We start from the raw sequence: 18905 nt of genomic DNA, 5'->3' as shown, positions 1-18905 counted from the left end.
ATTAATAACCAAGTCCTAGTTTTATACGATTACAGGGATCGTTCAATATGAATTTCAGTCATTGGTTTCAGCTTGATAAAATTCCAAGCAATGCAATTTATGGATACTATGATATAGGCTTAGTGATTCTTTCTTATGTAGTTGCTGTTTTGGCTTCTTACGTTGCCTTGGATCTAGTAGGTAGTCTACGGGCTGAACGTCGAAAAAGAGCTAGAATCTTTTGGTTAATCGGCGGTGCTATTGCCATGGGTGCAGGTATTTGGTCTATGCATTTCGTGGGTATGTTAGCTTTTATTATGCCGATGCCAATGCAATTTGAATTTACCTGGACAGCTGCTTCTTTACTGGTTGCTATACTTGCTTCCGCCCTGGCTCTTTTTATATTGCAGAAGAAGGACTATTCATTAATTCATTTAAGTTTCGGCGGTATTATAATAGGTTTAGCAATAGCTACCATGCATTACATGGGCATGGAAGGGATGAAAACCCATGTTAATATCCACTACTTACCGGGTTTATTCATACTGTCAATTATTATAGCAATTGCTGCTGCCGAAGCAGCACTTTGGTTAGCACTACGCAGCAATAGAGGGACTAATCGACAGCAATTTTATTTTAAGCTGGTAAGCGCACTCATAATGGGAGTTGCTATCTGTGGCATGCATTATACTGGCATGGAGGCATCTGTCTTTACCCCTCTTGCTACACACCATACTTCCTCAAAGATGCAAATAATTACGTCTGATTATTTACCTTTTTTTGTTGCTGGCACAACAATTTTAATTTTAATTTTGGCTTTAACAACCAATACTTATAAGAAAATGATTAATAATGAAAAAGAGTTTTTAAAAGCCATGTTAAACAATTTGGAAGACGGTATTATAGCTTGCAACGCTTTGGGAAAAATAACCGTGGTAAATGATGTTCTTCAGAGAAAAATAGCTTCCAATATCAAAGGAAAACACGTCGACGATCTTCCTAACTATTTTAGTATTTTTTCAGTCAATAATGATAAGATTTTAGATGAAAAATCACCCCTAAAAAGAGTGCTAAATGGCGAAAAAATTCAAAAATTACCCTTGCTGATGAAATTTAAGAATAATTTAGTCAATGATGTTGTAATTGATGGCCAAGAAATTCTTAATGCTAGCGGTAAAAAGCTGGGGGCTTTAACTGTTATTCATGATGTGACTGAATTAAAAAGAACAGAGAAATTAAAAAAAGAATTTGTTTCTATTGTTAGTCATGAATTACGTACGCCACTTACCTCTATACGAGGCTCACTGGGACTATTAGTCAGTGGTGTTATGGGGAACTTTACTGATAAAGCGAAAAAATTACTGGAAATTGCAAATAATAACAGTGAGCGATTACTTTTATTAATCAATGATATTCTTGATATAGAAAAAATTGAAGCCGGAAAAATGGAGTTTCAACTAGTCGAAACAGATTTACAAAGCTTGGTAAAGGAAGCCATTGAAAGCAACAAAATGTATGCTGAAAAATATGGAGTGGAAATTAAACTCATTGACTCTGAAGAACTATTTAAAGTCAAAGTTGATCCTGACCGATTAATCCAGGTATTAAATAATTTAATTTCTAATGCTTGTAAATTTTCTGATAAAGAAAAGGAGATTGTAATTTCAATTCAAAAACAAGGCACAATGGTGCGCGTTTCAGTCCTTAACCATGGACCTGAAATTCCCATGGAATTTAGACCACGTATTTTTCAAAAATTCTCTCAGGCAGATGCTTCAAATACTCGTGGAAAAAGTGGTACAGGATTAGGTCTGAACATAAGTAAAGCAATTATAGAAAAACTAGAAGGGAAGATAAATTTTTCAAGCTCTCCCCAGGGCACTACTTTTTATTTTGATCTTCCGTTTCTTGCAGATCAAACTTTAAAAGTATCTCTTAACCAGGAGGAGACCTTTCCTAATTTGGATAAAAAATTATTAATTTGTGAAGATGATGAAGATCAAGCTAATTATTTAAAAGCTCTTTTAGAGTCTGCAGGGTATGTGGCTGATGTAGCGCATACCGTTAAAGAGGCAAAAAAATTTTTAATGCTTAATCAGTATAGGGCCTTGCTATTAGATTTGGTTTTACCAGATCAAGATGGGGTATCTTTTATTCGCGAGCTACGTGCAAATTCAGAGACTAAAGATATCCACATTATTGTTCTTTCAGTCATGGCTGAAACAGGACGTACCTTATTAAATGGTGATGCAATCAGTGTAATTGACTGGTTAGACAAGCCTATTGATTTAAAAAAACTATTAACTGCAATTAATAGAATTAAAAACGTCGATAGCATTCATAAGCCAAATATTCTGCATATTGAAGATAACCCGGATCAACAACACGTTATGGCAGTTTTATTAAATAAACACGCCAATGTAGCTACTGCAGCGAATTTACGGGAAGCCAAAGAAATGTTGCAGCAAAGAAGATACGACTTAGTTATTTTAGATTTGTTATTACCAGATGGTAATGGAATAGACATTTTACCTTGGTTAGCCAAGTATCACTTTCCAGTATTAGTGTTGTCAAATCTGGAGTTAAGTCAAGACTATGCTAAATATGTTAGCGAAGCATTAGTTAAATCAAAGTCTTCTAATGAAGTATTGCTTAAAACAATAACTAATCTTTTATAGAAAAATTTTTAGAGCGTCATCTATTGAATAGAGGATAGAGTTTATGACAAAGAAACTTACAAATATTTTATATGCTGAGGATGAAGAGGATATTAGATCAATTGCACAAATTGCATTAGAAGACATCGGTGGATTTTCAGTAAAATATTGCACCAATGGTGAGGAAGTTTTGTCTGTAGCTCAAACGTTCATTCCTGACTTAATACTTCTTGATGTAATGATGCCTGTCAAAGACGGGCCAACTACACTGTGCGAGTTAAGACAGATAAAGGGATTTTCTTTAATTCCAGCTGTTTTTATGACTGCTAAAATACAAGCTAAAGAGATTGAAGAGTACAAAGCACTGGGCGTTGTTGACATTATTGCTAAGCCATTTGACCCAATAATGCTAGCGGATGAACTTAATAAAATATGGATTCAATGTCATGGAAAAAGTAGAGAATAAATTACAAGCGCTTTTTATAAGTTACTCGAAAAACTTGCCTAATAAGATTGAGCAGATAGCACAGGCTTGGCAAGAGCAAATTGCTTGCTTTGATAAGGAAAAATTTAAGGTTTTTCATCGCAATGTACATAGTTTATGTGGCTCCGCAGGAACCTATGGGTATACAGAATTAAGTAAGGTGGCACGAGAATTAGAGATTTATTTAAAAAATTTATTAGATAATTCCAGCTTGAGTGAAGAAGAACAGCAAACCATATCCCATTTATTAATTAAGTTAGAAGAACAGTTAAAATTAGCTCCCTCTAAAAGCATGTTTTCATCAACCTTGGAAACAAAAATAATAGAAAATAAAGTAATCTACATTTTAGAGCAGGACGCAGCGTTAGCAAAAGAGCTCATGAGTGGGCTTAACCAAGCTGGTTATTCTTCAGAATTGCTATTAGATTTAAGTGAGTTAGAAGCCAAGGTTGAACAAAATCAACCTGTAGCTTTATTGGCCGACACCTATTATTTAATGACTAGTCAGAATCAAATGTCGCTGGGAAATCTTCTTAAAAAACAAAATGCTTCCATACACTTATTTTGTATTGTACCTAACTCTGAATTGACGCCACGTTTAATCGCTGTACGAGCAGGCTGCAGCGCATTTTTCCAAAAACCAGTAGATGTATTTCATGTGATGCAAGTAATTAATCAGAAATGTAGCTTTGCGACAAATATTCCATTTCGAATTTTGATAGTTGATGATTCTGAATCACTTGGCGAATATTATTCTTTAATTTTGAAAAAAGCAGGCATGGTTGCTGAAGCAATTAACAATCCTATGGATATTTTTAGCCACCTTGAAAATTTCCGACCCGATTTAATTTTAATGGATATTTATATGCCTGAATGCACGGGAATTGAGCTTGCTTTAGTACTACGTAAAGAAAATAAATATAATAAAATACCCATTATCTTTCTTTCAACCGAGCATGATAAGCGTAAGCAAATGACAGCCTTAAGTGTGGGCGGTGATGATTTCCTAATTAAGCCCATAACGCCTACTCATCTCGTCTCTGCTGTAAGAACACGTTCGCAAAGAGCTGGGGTATTAAATTACTATATGTCCACCGATAGCTTAACGGGATTATTAAATCACTCAAGCTTTTTAAAGCGCTTGGAACTCGAGTTAAACTATTCTAGACAAAGCAACTTTCTCTTATCCTTAATTATGATTGATATTGATCACTTTAAAAAAGTGAACGATACCTACGGTCATCCTTTTGGCGATATAGTTATTAAAAAATTGGCAACGCTATTAACGCTGCGTTTACGAAATCAAGATATTGTTGGCAGGTATGGTGGTGAAGAGTTTGCTATTCTACTACCTAAAACCAATGCACAGGAAAGTAAAAAAATAATCGAAGATATAAGACAGCAATTCTCGCAAGACTATTTTCCAAATACTAGCTTTTCCGCAACATTTAGTGCGGGTATTGCGCAAATGAGTCAAGATAGCAATATGAAGGAACTAGTTAATCAAGCAGATCAGGCACTTTATGAAGCGAAGCATTTGGGTCGTAATCAAATAGTGATTTTTAAAGATATAAAATAAAATTTTTTAAAGCCGCCAATTCATTTTGTAGTCAAGAGAGTATGCAAGAGAGCGTTGAGACTAGTATTACTCACAGTTTGTTATCGCATTCGGTCGCCACTTGCTTGAATGTATTAAATTAATAACGTGGCGAATTAGTGCGTTCTCATTTCCAAGAACTATATACCCATGCAAATATTCAAATACTAACAAGAGATTAACACATGATTGAAAAAGTTGTTTCAGGAGGGCAAACAGGTGTAGATCAGGCTGGACTGTTGATAGCAAATGAGATGGGAATGACTGTTGGCGGCTGGTGCCCAAAGGGGGGGATGGATGAGAATAGTGAAAGTATTTTAAAGAAATATCCGTCTTTAAAAGAAACTACAACGGAGAATTCTGATGAAAGAACTAAACTCAACATTCGTGATTCTGATGGGACCCTAATCATTGTTCCTCGCTGGCCTCTTTCTGAAAATATCAAAGATGGCACTCGATTGACAATTGAAGAGGCTGAGAGACAAAAAAAGCCATATTTAATTATTAGCCTGGATATAAAAAAGGATGCTTCTGTGATGATAAAAGCTTGGGTCAATGAGCATAACATTAGTGTATTAAATATAGCGGGTCCTAGAGAATCTAATAGCCCAGGTATACATGCAGAGGCGTGTAACTTTTTTCGAGAACTATTTTGTGGTTTAAGTGCAAAAAAACTTTAGAAACATTGCCGTTGCTACTTAAGAGATGCGTGGTATTAAATCAAGTGCTGTTACATGATTTTCAATGTCATTTAAATTTCTGAGAGCATAAAATTCTTGTAGCTGCTGTGTATTAATGCGATTTTTAAAATAATAGCGAAACAGGGATTTGCTTTGTAGCATGGCTTTAAAATCATCTTCTAACTTGGCAAGTCCCATTAAATGATTCATAAACAAAAACTTAAGTTGATTATTATCAAGAAAAATTTCATTTCCGCTTAATAAACTTTCATAAAGCCAGGGTTTTCCAGTACCTGCACGGCTTATCATATAACCGTCGCAGCCACTGATGTTGATGGCTTGTGATAACGTTTGTTTGTCAAAGATGTCGCCATTGGCAATGACGGGAATAGTGATGGCTTGTTTTATGGATGCTATTTGTTGCAGATTACATGGTTGCTCATAATCGACGGACCAGTGCCTGCCATGCACAATAATGGCATTAGCTCCCGCTTCTTCAATTCGCTTTACCAAATCAATATCTGCAGCATTTCCTTGAATACGAATTTTTACAGTTAAGGGAATAGTGATGTTTTGACGAACGGCAGTAATGATGTCAATCAGGCGTTGTGGTTCTTCAAGTAGAGCACTACCAGCTCCCTTTTTACGAATTTTAGTTTTGGGGCAGCCGCAATTGATATCAATTAAATCGGCGCCGATGCCTTCAAGATGAGCGGAAGCTTGGGCCATGGTGGTTACATCATTACCAGCAATTTGATAACAAAGAAGCTTTTCTTCAGGTGAACGAAAAAGATAACGCGAATGCAGTTTATGTTTGTATAATAGGTCATGTGCAGAGATCATTTCGCTGACGCAGTAAGCCGGGGGCGTATAAGTTGAAAACAATTCGCGAAAGGGAGCACAACTAAAACCGGCTAGAGGACCTTGAATTAAGCGATGCTCTAAACGTAACGAACCGATGGTTAGAGGGCTATTAAGAAAACTCTGCATATAATATGTGAGACGCACTTCATTTGAGGTAGATTCATATTATACCTCAATTTGTGTTGTTTATTTTGTAATAATTTCTTTGCATCGTGCTGTTTCATAGGCAAAGAAGTTGAATTTAATTTGTGAGAGCATAAGAATAACTATGGATAAAAAAGATCTTTCTCCTATAGAGCTAATAGAAGTTGCCACACAACATGCTTATTGTGCACAACACTTGTTAGATAATAATGGGGAAGTAGCGGGTATGGGGTATAGAACCATCGATGCATTGATTCCAATTACATCTCTGATGTATACGGCTTTTGAACTGACCTTGAAGGCCTATCTTCTTCATGAGCACAAAAAAATTAACCAACCATTAAGATTAATGGAGTTGGTTGAATTAAATAGCGATTTAGAATTATCTAGCCAAGATAGGCAATTAATTAAGCATTTGGCGCAATCGCAAGCTTTTCGCAAAGGTCTTGACTATGAGCTTTGGGAAGATAGACAAGATTTACAAAAGTATTGCGCACAAATGCTTATTGTTTTTGAGCGCTTGCAAGAAGTAATGCCAATAGAGTTACACCCTAGTTATCATCAATAATGGCAATGATTAAATTACCCGATGAATTGTAAACTTGCCGTTATTATCCCATGCCAGGTTTAGTTCACAATTGCTCAGTGCCGAGGCTGGATAAAAAATACGGTTGGGCATAAAGAAGTAACTTAAAGGCATAGTAATTTGATAGCTAGGTTTAGGTGGATTGACAAGGCACACGGACCAAGATTTGTTTTTTAACTGTGCCTTCGCACTGTCTACCAGGTTGTAAATCTGATAGAGCTCATTAGGTTGATAAAATTTTCTCATGCGTTCAATTTTTCCGCCTACTAAAAGTGCTGTGGCGAGCAAGACAATAATCATTGGTGCTGGTTTAAACAAGGACGCGTAAGCAGTGGTCTTACTTGCATCAAGGGCTATAAAAATAATTAAACAAAACCAGGGTAGAAAAAGCATATTATAATAGCGATGGAAACCAAGAATTTCTTTATTTTCATGGCCTACAGCAAATACAATAGCTTGTAAGCAATATAACATCACGAGATATAACAAAGCGAAAGTTGCAAAAACCCCCATGGTTTTATTTAATCTGGTTTTATCGATGGGAGATTTTTTTAATAATCCACACCACAATCCACCAATAAACAGGTAGATCACGATATACGGGATCTTGATTAGATAATCGAAGCTAGCAAGAAAGATTTCTTTCACATAAAGGAATTGTACTTTTTGATAGTATTGGTTGAAAGGATTCAGTGCTGAAGCGGCTGATTTAAGAGAAATGCCTTGCGAAAAACTATGAAAACCATAAGTACTAACATGCAATTTCCAGAGTAACTTTGTCGCCAATACCGCAATGAATATTCCGAAACATTGGAATAGAATTTTGCGATTTTTAGACTCGAGCAAAGCTAGCAAAATAAGAGAAAGCACCGAAAAAGCTAAGCCAATTTCCTTAATCACAGAGAGAAAAATGATAGGAAAAAAGAGACATTGTGGTTTGTTACCTTTCTTGTAAATGAGCCAGGTTATTGCAAAGAGATAAGCTGCGACATAAGCATCAACTTCCATTCGCGCAAATATGGTTCCGTAAGCCAAGGTGAACAAAATCAGCCATAAGCCTAAAAAAACAAGCGAGCGCAAACTATTTTTGGCATCAAAAAAAACTACCATGGCCGAGATTAAAACTAAACCTTGAGCAAAATATCCTAATAGCTGCGAATATTGGTTTGCCAGGCTATATAAAAGATAATGAAAGCTGGCCATGCCAGGGATGTAAGTAAGATAACTAGGATTAATATAATCACTATTAACCGGCAAACTATGAAAGATAAACAAATATTTACTAATGGTTCCCCAGAAAGAATAGTCATCAATGCTGCGAAACTTTAGGCCGTAAGCGATAAAAAAACATAAGCAACATAATGCTAAATAAACGCAAATAGTACGGAGATTTTCCCTAACATCAGGTAGTTTATGGCGATTTTTTACTTCATGAAGGATAAAAAAAATAAAAAGAAAACCACCAAAACCAAGAAGCATTAGGCTCATTATTTGTGGGATTGAAAATAAAAAGCCATAAAATATTAGTAAACCAGAAAATGCTGTGGCATTCAGCAATCCCTCTGCCAGGTTAGTTTTAAATAAGCGATTAAATAAAAATCCCCAACCAATTAGGACAAAACTGAATAAAGCGCAAAAAACAAATAGCATAATATTTCTCTGCCAAGTAATTCGTGTTACCAGATTGAACTATTTTCTGAAATTTGCTAGCTTATGACACGCTCTAGCTAGCTGAAATTCTGTTAAAATATCAATCTGTGGTGGTTCTCTATATTCTACTTGGAAAGTTAAAAAGTAAATATAGAAATTGATTATCAATGCTTGTGAAATCATCCGCTAATTAACGGTAATTTCAATCACAGCTGATTCAGGAAGTCCTATTTATGTTGCTTAAAAATTTTCCAGTTTTGATTATCCCGGCCTATAATCCTGATGAGCGACTCATTGAACTATTAAAAGAACATAAAGCACTTTTTAGTGAGCAGGCATGTATTATTGTTAATGATGGTTCCCATCCACATACCTTGGCAATTTTTAATCAATTGGAAGCTCAGGGCTATACGGTTTTACATCATGAGCGAAATCAAGGCAAGGGCGCGGCGCTTAAAACAGCCATGAATCACTACTTAGCTATTTTCTCAGAAACGACGCCGGGAGTCATTACTGCCGATGCGGATGGTCAGCACAGTGTGCGCGATATTATTAGCCTAAGCAAAAAATTCTGTGATAAGCCTGATAAACTATATCTTGGCGTGCGCCAAATCGCGAGAGGAGATATTCCCTTGCGTAGTCGTGTTGGTAATATCCTCACGAAATGTCTTTTTAACTTACTTACTCGAAGTCGAATTAAAGATACGCAAACAGGACTTAGAGCTATTCCGACGGAATTGCTAAGAACATTGGTTATGACGTCAACAACACGTTACGAATTTGAATTTGAAATGTTTTTTGTCGCTAAGAAAAAGCATTTTCAAATTGAACAAATTCCTATTCAAACGATTTATATTGATAATAATAAGAGCTCGCATTTTAATCCCTTAATCGACTCATTGCGTATCTATTTTATCTTTTTACGGTTTTGCTCGGTGGCTATCTTTTCTTTTTTACTGGATTTTAGTTTATTTTCCATTTTTTATCTGGGCTCTAATCAAGTGGCCTTGTCTGTCTTTGCGGCAAGAATGATTTCAGCCCCAGTTAATTTTATTCTTAATAAGAATGTCTCTTTTAAATCACAAAAGAAAATTCTGTTATCCGCCTTACAATATGCTATTCTGGTGACGATAATGGGGATATCTTCCTTTTATGTAATGAATTTTATTCACTATACGGGGTTAAATATTTATTACAGTAAAATAGTGGCGGAATTTTTAATATTCGTCGCCAATTTTTTAATCCAATATCTGGTAATTTTTACCAAACGCTCTAACCTGATAGGTATTAATTCATAATGGAACAGTTTACTTCCCGTATTCTAAAGTAGAGAAAATGCTTTCTACTGTTTGCTGACTTTGTGGGGTATCAAAAGCAAAAAAGCGATGTTGAAGTAGAGGGTTACCGTCTTCGTTAGAGGTTAAATCATTATTCCATTGGCGAATATTTTCCCTGTAGGCGCTTATTGTACAAGGCTGTCGTTCCAATTTATTGCCCAGTTCGCGAAAATAGGCTTGTTTCTCTTTCCGGCTATCGGTAAACCAGGAAAAATGACCTTTATGCTTTATTTCGACATCAACTTGTTTTTTAATTTTTTGACAAATAAAAAATTCATGCAGGGCTTGTTGAGGGTTAGGTTGTGTGGCGAAGCCAATTAACCATTTTGAATAATTAAGTAAGCTACTCATATGCCCATGCACGTTAAGTGGTTGCAGGGCGTGTTCCATCTCATGTATCAAACCCAGCAACTTCTCTGTATCTGAGCAAGTTTGTATTTTCTCCATAAAATCCTCCAGATTTAGCTGAGAGTGACTACGGGAGAATCGCGCATGCCAAGGTTTGTTGTAGGTCTTTAATAGACTAATGACCAAGTCATTGAGATTAAAGTTACTGGCACTGACATTACTAAAAAATGCGTTGCTCAAGGCATCATACTCAACCAAAGCACGTTTGTTTAAAATCAGATTACGATAATTAACTTGTTGAGTTGGAGTTGGTGTTGAATTGACTAATTCTTGCCTTTCTCCTATTTTAGGAACGACAACAGAAGTAGTAATAATATCAATGATATCTTGGGAAGAAAGCGTTTGTTCTCCGTCAAAGATCATTTGCTTAATCAATTGCTCGATGCCGTTAAAGACCTCCAGCTCGTAACTACGCAAATGCAAATTTCTCCAGGCTGCATCTTCTTTAAAAGCAGCAATAAGACGATTGCGACTATAAAAGGTATCTCGTAAACGTAAATTGCCTAATTTGAATGTTGCAGTATGGTTATAAATGGTTTTAACCGTTTTTGCCTGCAGAAGAAAAGCGTGGATATCTTTTTCTTCCGCGCGTAATTTTTTATAGTTTGCGAAAAGGATTTTAAAATGCATTAAAATAGCATCGGCAGAAGATTGATGTGTTGATTTCATATCCTCTCTGACGTCGTCTGGACCACCAGGTTGAATGGAGGTTTTAATGTTAAAAACTTCAGTAACCGGTTCAAAGGTTTTGTCTGCCATTAAAGCGGTATCGCCAGCAAAATAAATATCACCGTTAAGCGTTGGTGCTTCAAAAACATAGCCATTAAATGCGGAGTGATGAGCATCACATAGTCCGCGTCCTGACCAGTGCTTGGTTGGTACAGCAGTCATGTTGAGAATTTTGTTATTTTCGTGATGAATGGCAATTTCTTCCCACCATTTTAATTCAACGATGTTATTAAATCCTAAATCGGCAAATAATTGATAGTCACCTTCTGGAATGACCATGAGTGGTTGTTGTTCTATCAATTTTTGTAGTGTCGCTATGTCGACATGGTCGCGGTGATTATGAGATATGACGACTATATCAATTTTAGGTAACATAGGTCTTTGAGAGCCATCGATCTTATTAGCCTCTTGGGTCATGCGTGGATAAAGCAAGGCGTTTAAATGACCCTCAACAGGATCGGTTAAAATATGTAAAGGACCGTGCGCAGTGGGGATTTTAATTAAATTGGTTGCATGTCCCACCCAAAAATGACTGCCATTTTCATCATTAAAAGGATCAACACCTAAATCATCGGCGTAAATCTCTGTATATAAATAATCATGCTCTTCGTAAGAGGCCTTTTCAAAAATGTAAATGCCAAGTTTTGCAAACCAATAATTGATAAAACTTTTAAAACGCTCAATTTGTGTTGAGAAAAAAATTCGTTGAGCTTCTTTGCCATGTCGATGAGCCATTTCATCATCTGGTGAGGTATACAACCCCGTTTTAGAGTCGTGGTTTATAAGCGTCAGATCTTGCCGGTGATAAAAGCGATTTTCCGGCGCAGAAAGAGGATGTTTCGTAACGGAAAAACTGCGAAATAAATTTTCGGGCAGACGCAAATTTAAATCCTTAAGGAATTTTGGCTTAAGCTGCAAGAGCTTTTGGAAACTTAATTGGAGTTGCGGGAATTGTTTTGTAACTTGCGCTTCTTGAAGGTCATCGATTAAATCTTGTAAATAATTTTTTACCAGTTCTCTAGTTTTTGTTTTTAAAAAACGATTAGCAGAAATTTGATGAGCAGTAGATAATTCAAGATACGCGGCGTCAGTATAGCTATGATGAAGTAAAAAATGGATATTGTCTTGAGCTAATTTAATTGCAGCTTTGCTTGTCAGAATTTTAGGCATTTTTCAAAGTATATGAATAAACTAATGCCATTATAGCTGCGTTTTATTAATACAGTATTAAAAATTAAAAGGAAAAAGTCGAGTTTCAGGGTTATTTTTTCTTGATCTGCTAATTCCTTATAAGTTAGGATTTTGTTCGCAGTTACGTTCTCTTGCAAGAAAAAAAACGGAAAATTCGAGTGTTTTTGAGTCTTTCTCTTAATAAAATAACCAAACTATTATAAGAAAAATTCTTCATATTTTATCCTCTTAATTTTTGCTCGAATTTTTGGATAAAATTTAAAAAAAAGATTATATGAAAATATTTTTCGAAATAATCTGGGTGTGAAAAACATAAAAAAACTGATCCAGAATTCCAGATATCTTCTGGATAAAGGATGGAGAAATTTTTATGATTAAATTTTTGGCTAAAGCCGTGATACATATAAAAAAGGCCAGTGTTTACTCTAGCCATGGATTACAAGTAGCTTTTAAAGAGGAACTGGCTTTTCGTCTTGAGATACTCTGTCTCATGGTTGCCTTACCCACTGCTATTTTGCTAGGTCATTCAGCATTAGAAAGAGTAGCATTAATCAGTTCTGTATTATTAGTTCCTATAATGGAGCTTCTAAATTCAGCCATTGAAATTACTTTAGACAGAATTGACTTGGCTTGGCATCCTCTCACTAAAAAGGCAAAAGATATGGGGTCGGCAGCCATCTTGTTGGCCGTTGTAAATGCAGTTATTGTTTGGTCCATCATTATAGTATCTTATTTTTAAATAACTCCATAAAAATATCCGGTTTTTGACTTAATTGGCACATTCAGAAGTGGAAACTATGTCTGCAATTTATTCTGAAATTTTTTATTGTTGAAGTTATGCGAAGTGATAAAAATTTTCTGTGAGTTTTAGTTGCGGAAATTGCAGAAATTATTATTTTAATAAATGAATATTTCATGAGTTTTTAAAGAAGTAATTTGTTTGAATTTATATGGTATAATTATGCCATTTTTTTGAGTTGTTTCTTAATTTTTAAAGTAAGTCAAATTGATTGTCTGGTTGGTTTTTTCTTGTTGTATTCAAGCAAATATCTAAGTCCAAGATAAATAAGCCATTCTTATTAAATGGGTATAACTTTAGTTTTTTACATTTTGTGATTGTATTTTCTAAGAGATTTCCTGGAGGACATTGGTAATGGGTGCTCGTGATATATTTGTTTTAGATAGTAGTGATTTAGCAATGCCTTATGCAAAGTTGGATCAGATCTATCCAGATTTTATGAAATTAACAGCCGGTGAATATGTAACGCGTATTGGGGGTACCAATATGCCCTGGGAAACATTAAATGGCCGCGAATTACCAAAAAAATTTCCTGATACCAAGACTTTTGCTGAATTTCATTCTAGCTTTGCTGATTCTCAAAAGGACTCTCCCTGGAAAATTCATTTAAGTATTCATCCACATGATCTGGCTAAAGCATGGGATATCATTTATCCCGTATTGGTTGCAAACAAGCTGCCGAAATTTAAGGTTGCAAGAATGGCTGTATCACGGATGCTTTTTGATGCGATGAAAAACATTAGTGATGATTTTCTGGCTAAACGTAATATATCACAGCAAGACAAGGAGCAAGCGCTTCAAGACTTTTTGCGTGTTTTTAACGGCATGCAGGTGACAATTTATATTCCTGAAGAAAAAGAAAAGGAATATAACAAACTTTTAGACGTAATTGAGCCTTTGTTGTACAAGGCGGGAATTAGACCAGGGGTTATTGATAAAAGTGATCGCGCCATTGGCCTTTACAGTTCTGTTCGTCATGTCGGCAAAGGATATGTTTCTCATGATGTGGCTACTGGTTATAAAGCTGTTCATGAGATGGATAAGTTTAAGGCCGTCAAGCTTAAGTGGGATGAAATTCAAATTAAATGGAATGGTCTTGACTATGCAAATCATATCTTCAAAGCAAAAACTACCCTACAGCAAGTGATTGATGCCAAGAGAATGTATGACAAGGGTTTGAGTGATAAACGTGTGTTTGTCCAAGTGTACGAAGTCGCCTTAGAATATTTTTCACGCTGGCATAAATTACTAAAAAATTCTGAGCTTGCGGGATTATCAATTAAGGATCAGAAAGCATTTACAGAGTTAAAACAATGGATTGATGATGGCTATAAGTTATTGCCTACGTTAAGAGAACATCATGCAGAAAAAACGAAAGAAGATGAATATCGTGCAGATTTACCATTACACATTGAACCTTTACCTGTGGTTCTGCCGCCACCCCCATTAAAAAGAACAAAAGGACGCCGCAACTTAAATTGGCAAGGTCAAACTGCAGGCTCAGAGAATAATCATAATCCTACTGAGCCGGAAGGTGTGGATACTAAAGAAATTCTTCAAAAATTGTATGAGCACCGAAGAAGTTCATTTAAAGATTTACAAAATAGAGCCGTTAAAACCAAGTCCGAAGGTTTTTTAGACATGCTGGATAAACATTTTGGTAAATTATGTGGAGGATTAACCGGGGCATCCGGTGGTGCTTTAATTGCGGGTCTTTTCCTTGGTTCATGGATATCAGGTGGTTTGTTTTTGCTCTTGTTATTATCAGCAGGTGCAGCAACAGGAATTGCTGGCTACTTTGCTGGTGATATTTTATTTGATAAACCAGCTTTGGCACATGAGCAGAATGAAAGTAATTCCCTGGCGATAAATGAGACTCTTGCGGTTGAGAGGAAAAGTAGAGCTATCTCAAAGGAGCAAGCGTCTGTGCCTCTGTCATGGATGTATGGGACAACAAGTTCGCCAATGCCTTTGGAAAAACCAACCGTTGATGAAGAGCACACTGCTGTACCAAGTATGTAGGATTCCTCGATAAATTAATGGAGCGCATCAGATTAATGCGCTTCATCCCAATCATGACCTATACCAATAGAAACTTGTAAAGGCACGGATAATTTGACGGCATGCTCCATTAACTCACGAATGGTCTGAGTGGTTGCCTCGACGAAGTCTTGATGTACTTCAAAAATCAATTCGTCATGAACTTGCATGATCATTCTTGAATAAGGCGTGGTTTGAGTTGCTTGCCATTTTGCAATTGCTAACATGGCTTTTTTAATAATATCGGCAGCAGTTCCTTGCATGGGAGCATTAATTGCCATTCGCTCAGCTGCTTTTTGACGTACCATATTGCGGGTGTTAATTTCCGGTAAATGAAGACGACGGCCAAAGAGCGTTTCAACATAGCCCTGTTGATGTGCTTGTTGACGAGTACGCTCCATATATTCAAGAACGCCAGGATAGCGCTTGAAATAAGAATCCATATAATGCTGCGCATCCTGACGTTCAATACCTAATTGTTTCGATAGACCAAAAGCAGACATTCCATAAATCAAGCCAAAGTTAATGGCTTTAGAGCGCCGACGTTGTTCATGACTTACTTCAGCTAATGGTATTTGGAAAATTTCACTGGCCGTTGCTGCGTGAATATCCCAACCCATTGTAAATGCCTGCAATAAATTTTCATCCCGTGATAGGTGCGCCATAATACGAAGTTCAATCTGTGAATAATCGGCTGCAACTAACACATGCTCTGATGGTGCAATAAACGCTTTACGGATAAGACGTCCCTCTTCATTGCGAATAGGAATATTTTGCAGATTCGGATCACTTGATGATAAGCGGCCAGTTGCTGCCACTGCCTGGTTATAGCAAGTATGGACACGATGGGTTACTGGGTTGATGCATTTGGGAAGTGCATCAATATAGGTACTTACCAGTTTACTTAAGCTACGATATTCAAGAATAACTGCTGGTAAGCGATAATCAAAGGCCAGTTCTTGTAAAACTGATTCTGCAGTAGATGGTTGACCAGTCGGGGTTTTACTAAATACCGGCAATTTTAATTCATCAAAAAGAATTTCCTGTAATTGCTTGGGCGAGTTTAAATTAAATGGCTTGCCGGCCAGTGTTACGGCTTCTCGCTCAAGTTCAATCATACGGGCCTTTAAACGTTCCCCATGCTTCTCTAGCGTTTTTTCATCAATGAGAACGCCTTTAAATTCCATATCAGCAAGAACAGGTAACAAGGGAATTTCAATTTCTTGCAATACCTTTTTTAAAGGCTCATCCAGCATTGCATAAAGTTTATTATGCAACTTTAAAGAGACATCTGCAGCGCCGGCGGCAAAAGGGGCAGCTTGTGCTACGCTAATCTTATCAAATGCTATTTGTTTAGCACCTTTACCAACGACCTCTTCATAACTGATGGCTTTATGACCCAGATACTTTAACGAGAGCGAATCTCTGTCATGTTTACTTGCATTACTATTTAAAACATAGGATTCCAGCATAATATCGAAGGTTGTACCTTTTAGCTGGATATGGTGCTTTTTTAAAATGTTGAAATCGTATTTTAAATTTTGCCCTATTTTATTGATATCTGCATTTTCAAAAATGGGCTTTAATGCCTCTAAAACACGTTCTCGTGGTAATTGGATGCTACCATCTTGATGGGCTAAGGGAATATAGAAGGCCTGCTCTTCTTTAATGGCAAGACCAAAGCCAATAATAGCGGCATCTAAGGAATTTTTATTGTTGGTCTCGGTAGTGAGAGAAAATGAATGACAGGTTGTTAATTCAGTCACTAGTTCAAGCAATTGGGCTTCTGTATTAATAATTGAAAAGTTAGTTTTTACTGAAGGCGCTATAACCTCTGCTGCTCCATTTTCTTGTTCCTCCAAAAGTTCCTTTAACCAGGTTTTAAATTCCATGTCGCGGGTTAAAAAAATAAGTTGCTCGCGATTTGCTTGTTTAGTTCTTAAGTCAGATAAAGTAAGTGGTAGCTTCACATCCGTTTTAATGGTAACCAAGCGTTTGGATAGCGGAAGATGGGCCAAACTATCTCGCAAGTACTCACCAATTTTACCACTGATGTTATCTGCACTTGTCAGCAAATTGTCGAGAGTTTGGTATTCCAGGAGCCATTTCGCTGCAGTTTTGGGACCACATTTAGTAACGCCTGGAATATTGTCGACACTATCGCCAATCAACGTCAGATAATCAATCATTTGTGTTGGACTGACCCCGAATTTATTTTTTACCCCTTCAATGTCGAGCACTTGACCGGTCATGGTATTCACCAAAGTGACATGTTCATTGACTAGCTGGGCCATGTCTTTATCACTTGTGGAAATTAAGACGGATTGTCCTTGTTCTGTAGCCTGGTAAGCGAGTGTGCCAATCACATCATCGGCCTCAACCCCTTCGATAATGAGGATAGGTAAGCCCATGGCATCTAATAACGTCATTAAAGGTTGAAATTGACAGCTTAAATCATCTGGCATCGGGGCGCGATGAGCTTTGTATTCTGGATACCAATCATCACGGAATGTTTTCCCTTTTGCATCAAAAACGACAGCAATTTGTTCGGGAGAATAATCTTTAATGAGTTTTTTAACCATGTTAGCAACCCCGTATACAGCGCCAGTGGGCTGACCTTTTGAGGTAGTAAGAGGGGGAAGCGCATGAAAAGCACGAAAAAAATAAGAAGAACCATCGATTAAAATCAGTGGTGCGGTCATTAGTCAGTCTCTTGTTGGGCTAAACGTTGACTAAGTTCATCAACCTTTTCGCTTAAATTTTTTAAATTTTTACGCATCAACGGGATACGTGTTACAGCTAACTCCTGTTCGATGGCCTTATCCTTAGGGCGAGCAGGACTACCTAAATAAACATTTCCTTGTTTTAAGTGTTTTTTGGGCGGTACACCGGCGCGGGCAGCTAAAATAACACCGTCATCGATACGAACATGATCACTAACGCCCACATTTGCGGCAAAGATTACATGATTTCCACTGGTGGTGCTTCCTGCAATGCCTGTAAAGGCACAAAGGATATTATGCTTACCTAGTTTGACCGAGTGAGCGATTTGTACCAAATTGTCTATTTTTGTACCTTGTCCAATTCTTGTCGCCCCTAGTGTGGCTCTGTCAATAGCGGTATTCGCGCCAATTTCCACGTCATCTTCAATAATCACATGGCCAATATGAGGAACCTTCATATGGTGATTATCTATAAAAGTATAGCCAAAACCATCCGAACCGATTACGGTTGAGGCATGAATAGAAACCCGTGAACCAATCTGACATTGTTCATAGATGGTTACATGAGGGTGAAGGGTGGTATCGGAGCCGATAGTTACATTTTCACCAATATGCACGTGGCTTTTTATCACACAGTTGTCACCAATTTTTACACCCGATTCAATGTTGACATAGGGACCAATGGTAACGTTTTTACCAAGAATGGCATTTTCAGCGATAACGGCAGTTGGGTGAATTCCAGCTATAGCCTTTTTGACTGGATGAAAATGATGGAGCAATTGGATAAACGCTTTAAAGGGATTAGCAACCTGAATGACCGGTTTTACGGTACTGGTAATGGAATTGCTAACCAGGATAGCCATGGCAGGAGAATTCTCCGCCAATTGCAGATTGTCAGCGCCATCAGCAAAAACCAATGACCCAGGAATAATATTATCGATCGGTGCCAGGGAAGAAATGTGCGTTTTTTCATCACCTAGCGCAACCCCGTCGACTAATTTGGCTATCTCATACAGCGAAACATTCATCAATGTACC

The 18905-nt window shown here is 37.0% G+C and carries 13 protein-coding genes; 8 read left to right on the top strand and 5 right to left on the bottom strand.

Features of this window, described 5'->3' with window-relative positions; all coding sequences use genetic code 11:
- Positions 1-47: 47 nt before the first annotated feature.
- The 4 genes from PXX05_RS12800 (at position 48) to PXX05_RS12785 (ending at position 5397) form a co-directional block, all read left to right on the top strand.
- Positions 48-2657: an MHYT domain-containing protein gene (locus PXX05_RS12800; RefSeq protein WP_275088581.1), complete on the top strand. Its 2610-nt coding sequence runs from the start codon at positions 48-50 to the stop codon at positions 2655-2657.
- 43 nt (positions 2658-2700) lie between these two features.
- Positions 2701-3102: a response regulator gene (locus tag PXX05_RS12795; RefSeq protein WP_275088580.1), complete on the top strand. Its 402-nt coding sequence runs from the start codon at positions 2701-2703 to the stop codon at positions 3100-3102.
- The gene (locus PXX05_RS12790) at positions 3083-4699 is read left to right on the top strand and encodes a diguanylate cyclase (protein WP_275088579.1); all 1617 of its coding nucleotides are present in this window, start codon (positions 3083-3085) and stop codon (positions 4697-4699) included. Before PXX05_RS12795 ends, PXX05_RS12790 begins: the two co-directional genes overlap by 20 nt.
- A 203-nt stretch (positions 4700-4902) precedes the next feature.
- Entirely contained in the window at positions 4903-5397 is a 495-nt protein-coding gene (locus tag PXX05_RS12785) for a putative molybdenum carrier protein (protein ID WP_275088578.1), read from the top strand.
- Between the two features lie 18 nt (positions 5398-5415).
- Here PXX05_RS12785 and PXX05_RS12780 read toward each other — a convergent pair whose 3' ends face one another.
- Positions 5416-6387: a tRNA-dihydrouridine synthase family protein gene (locus PXX05_RS12780; protein WP_275088577.1), complete on the bottom strand. Its 972-nt coding sequence runs from the start codon at positions 6385-6387 to the stop codon at positions 5416-5418.
- A 142-nt stretch (positions 6388-6529) separates the two neighbouring features.
- Between PXX05_RS12780 and PXX05_RS12775 the strand changes: the two genes are divergently transcribed.
- Positions 6530-6973 carry a hypothetical protein gene (locus PXX05_RS12775; protein ID WP_275088576.1) on the top strand — a complete coding sequence of 148 codons (444 nt, stop codon included), beginning with the start codon at positions 6530-6532 and terminating at the stop codon, positions 6971-6973.
- 9 nt (positions 6974-6982) lie between these two features.
- Here the strand turns inward: PXX05_RS12775 and PXX05_RS12770 are convergent, their stop codons facing one another.
- Positions 6983-8641: a hypothetical protein gene (locus tag PXX05_RS12770; protein ID WP_275088575.1), complete on the bottom strand. Its 1659-nt coding sequence runs from the start codon at positions 8639-8641 to the stop codon at positions 6983-6985.
- Between the two features lie 233 nt (positions 8642-8874).
- On the opposite strand from PXX05_RS12770, the gene PXX05_RS12765 reads away from it, so the two are divergent.
- Positions 8875-9939: a bifunctional glycosyltransferase family 2/GtrA family protein gene (locus PXX05_RS12765; RefSeq protein WP_275088574.1), complete on the top strand. Its 1065-nt coding sequence runs from the start codon at positions 8875-8877 to the stop codon at positions 9937-9939.
- A 9-nt stretch (positions 9940-9948) separates the two neighbouring features.
- Here the strand turns inward: PXX05_RS12765 and PXX05_RS12760 are convergent, their stop codons facing one another.
- Positions 9949-12285, bottom strand: a complete 2337-nt coding sequence (locus PXX05_RS12760; RefSeq protein WP_275088573.1) for an MBL fold metallo-hydrolase — start codon at positions 12283-12285, stop codon at positions 9949-9951.
- A 391-nt stretch (positions 12286-12676) separates the two neighbouring features.
- On the opposite strand from PXX05_RS12760, the gene PXX05_RS12755 reads away from it, so the two are divergent.
- On the top strand, positions 12677-13045 hold the full coding sequence (locus PXX05_RS12755) for a diacylglycerol kinase (RefSeq protein WP_275088572.1): 369 nt from the start codon (positions 12677-12679) through the stop codon (positions 13043-13045).
- 414 nt (positions 13046-13459) lie between these two features.
- Positions 13460-15127 carry a hypothetical protein gene (locus PXX05_RS12750; protein ID WP_275088571.1) on the top strand — a complete coding sequence of 556 codons (1668 nt, stop codon included), beginning with the start codon at positions 13460-13462 and terminating at the stop codon, positions 15125-15127.
- A 32-nt stretch (positions 15128-15159) separates the two neighbouring features.
- On the opposite strand, the gene polA is transcribed toward PXX05_RS12750, so the two are convergent.
- Complete coding sequence (gene polA, locus PXX05_RS12745; RefSeq protein WP_275088570.1) at positions 15160-17847, bottom strand: DNA polymerase I; 2688 nt, start codon at positions 17845-17847, stop codon at positions 15160-15162.
- Positions 17847-18896, bottom strand: a complete 1050-nt coding sequence (gene lpxD, locus PXX05_RS12740; protein WP_275088569.1) for a UDP-3-O-(3-hydroxymyristoyl)glucosamine N-acyltransferase — start codon at positions 18894-18896, stop codon at positions 17847-17849. Before lpxD ends, polA begins: the two co-directional genes overlap by 1 nt.
- Between the last annotated feature and the right edge of the window lie 9 nt (positions 18897-18905).

The sequence above is a fragment of the Legionella cardiaca genome, from assembly GCF_029026145.1.
Taxonomy (GTDB): Bacteria; Pseudomonadota; Gammaproteobacteria; order Legionellales; family Legionellaceae; genus Tatlockia; species Tatlockia cardiaca.
This window is presented reverse-complemented; position numbering and strand designations above follow the sequence as displayed.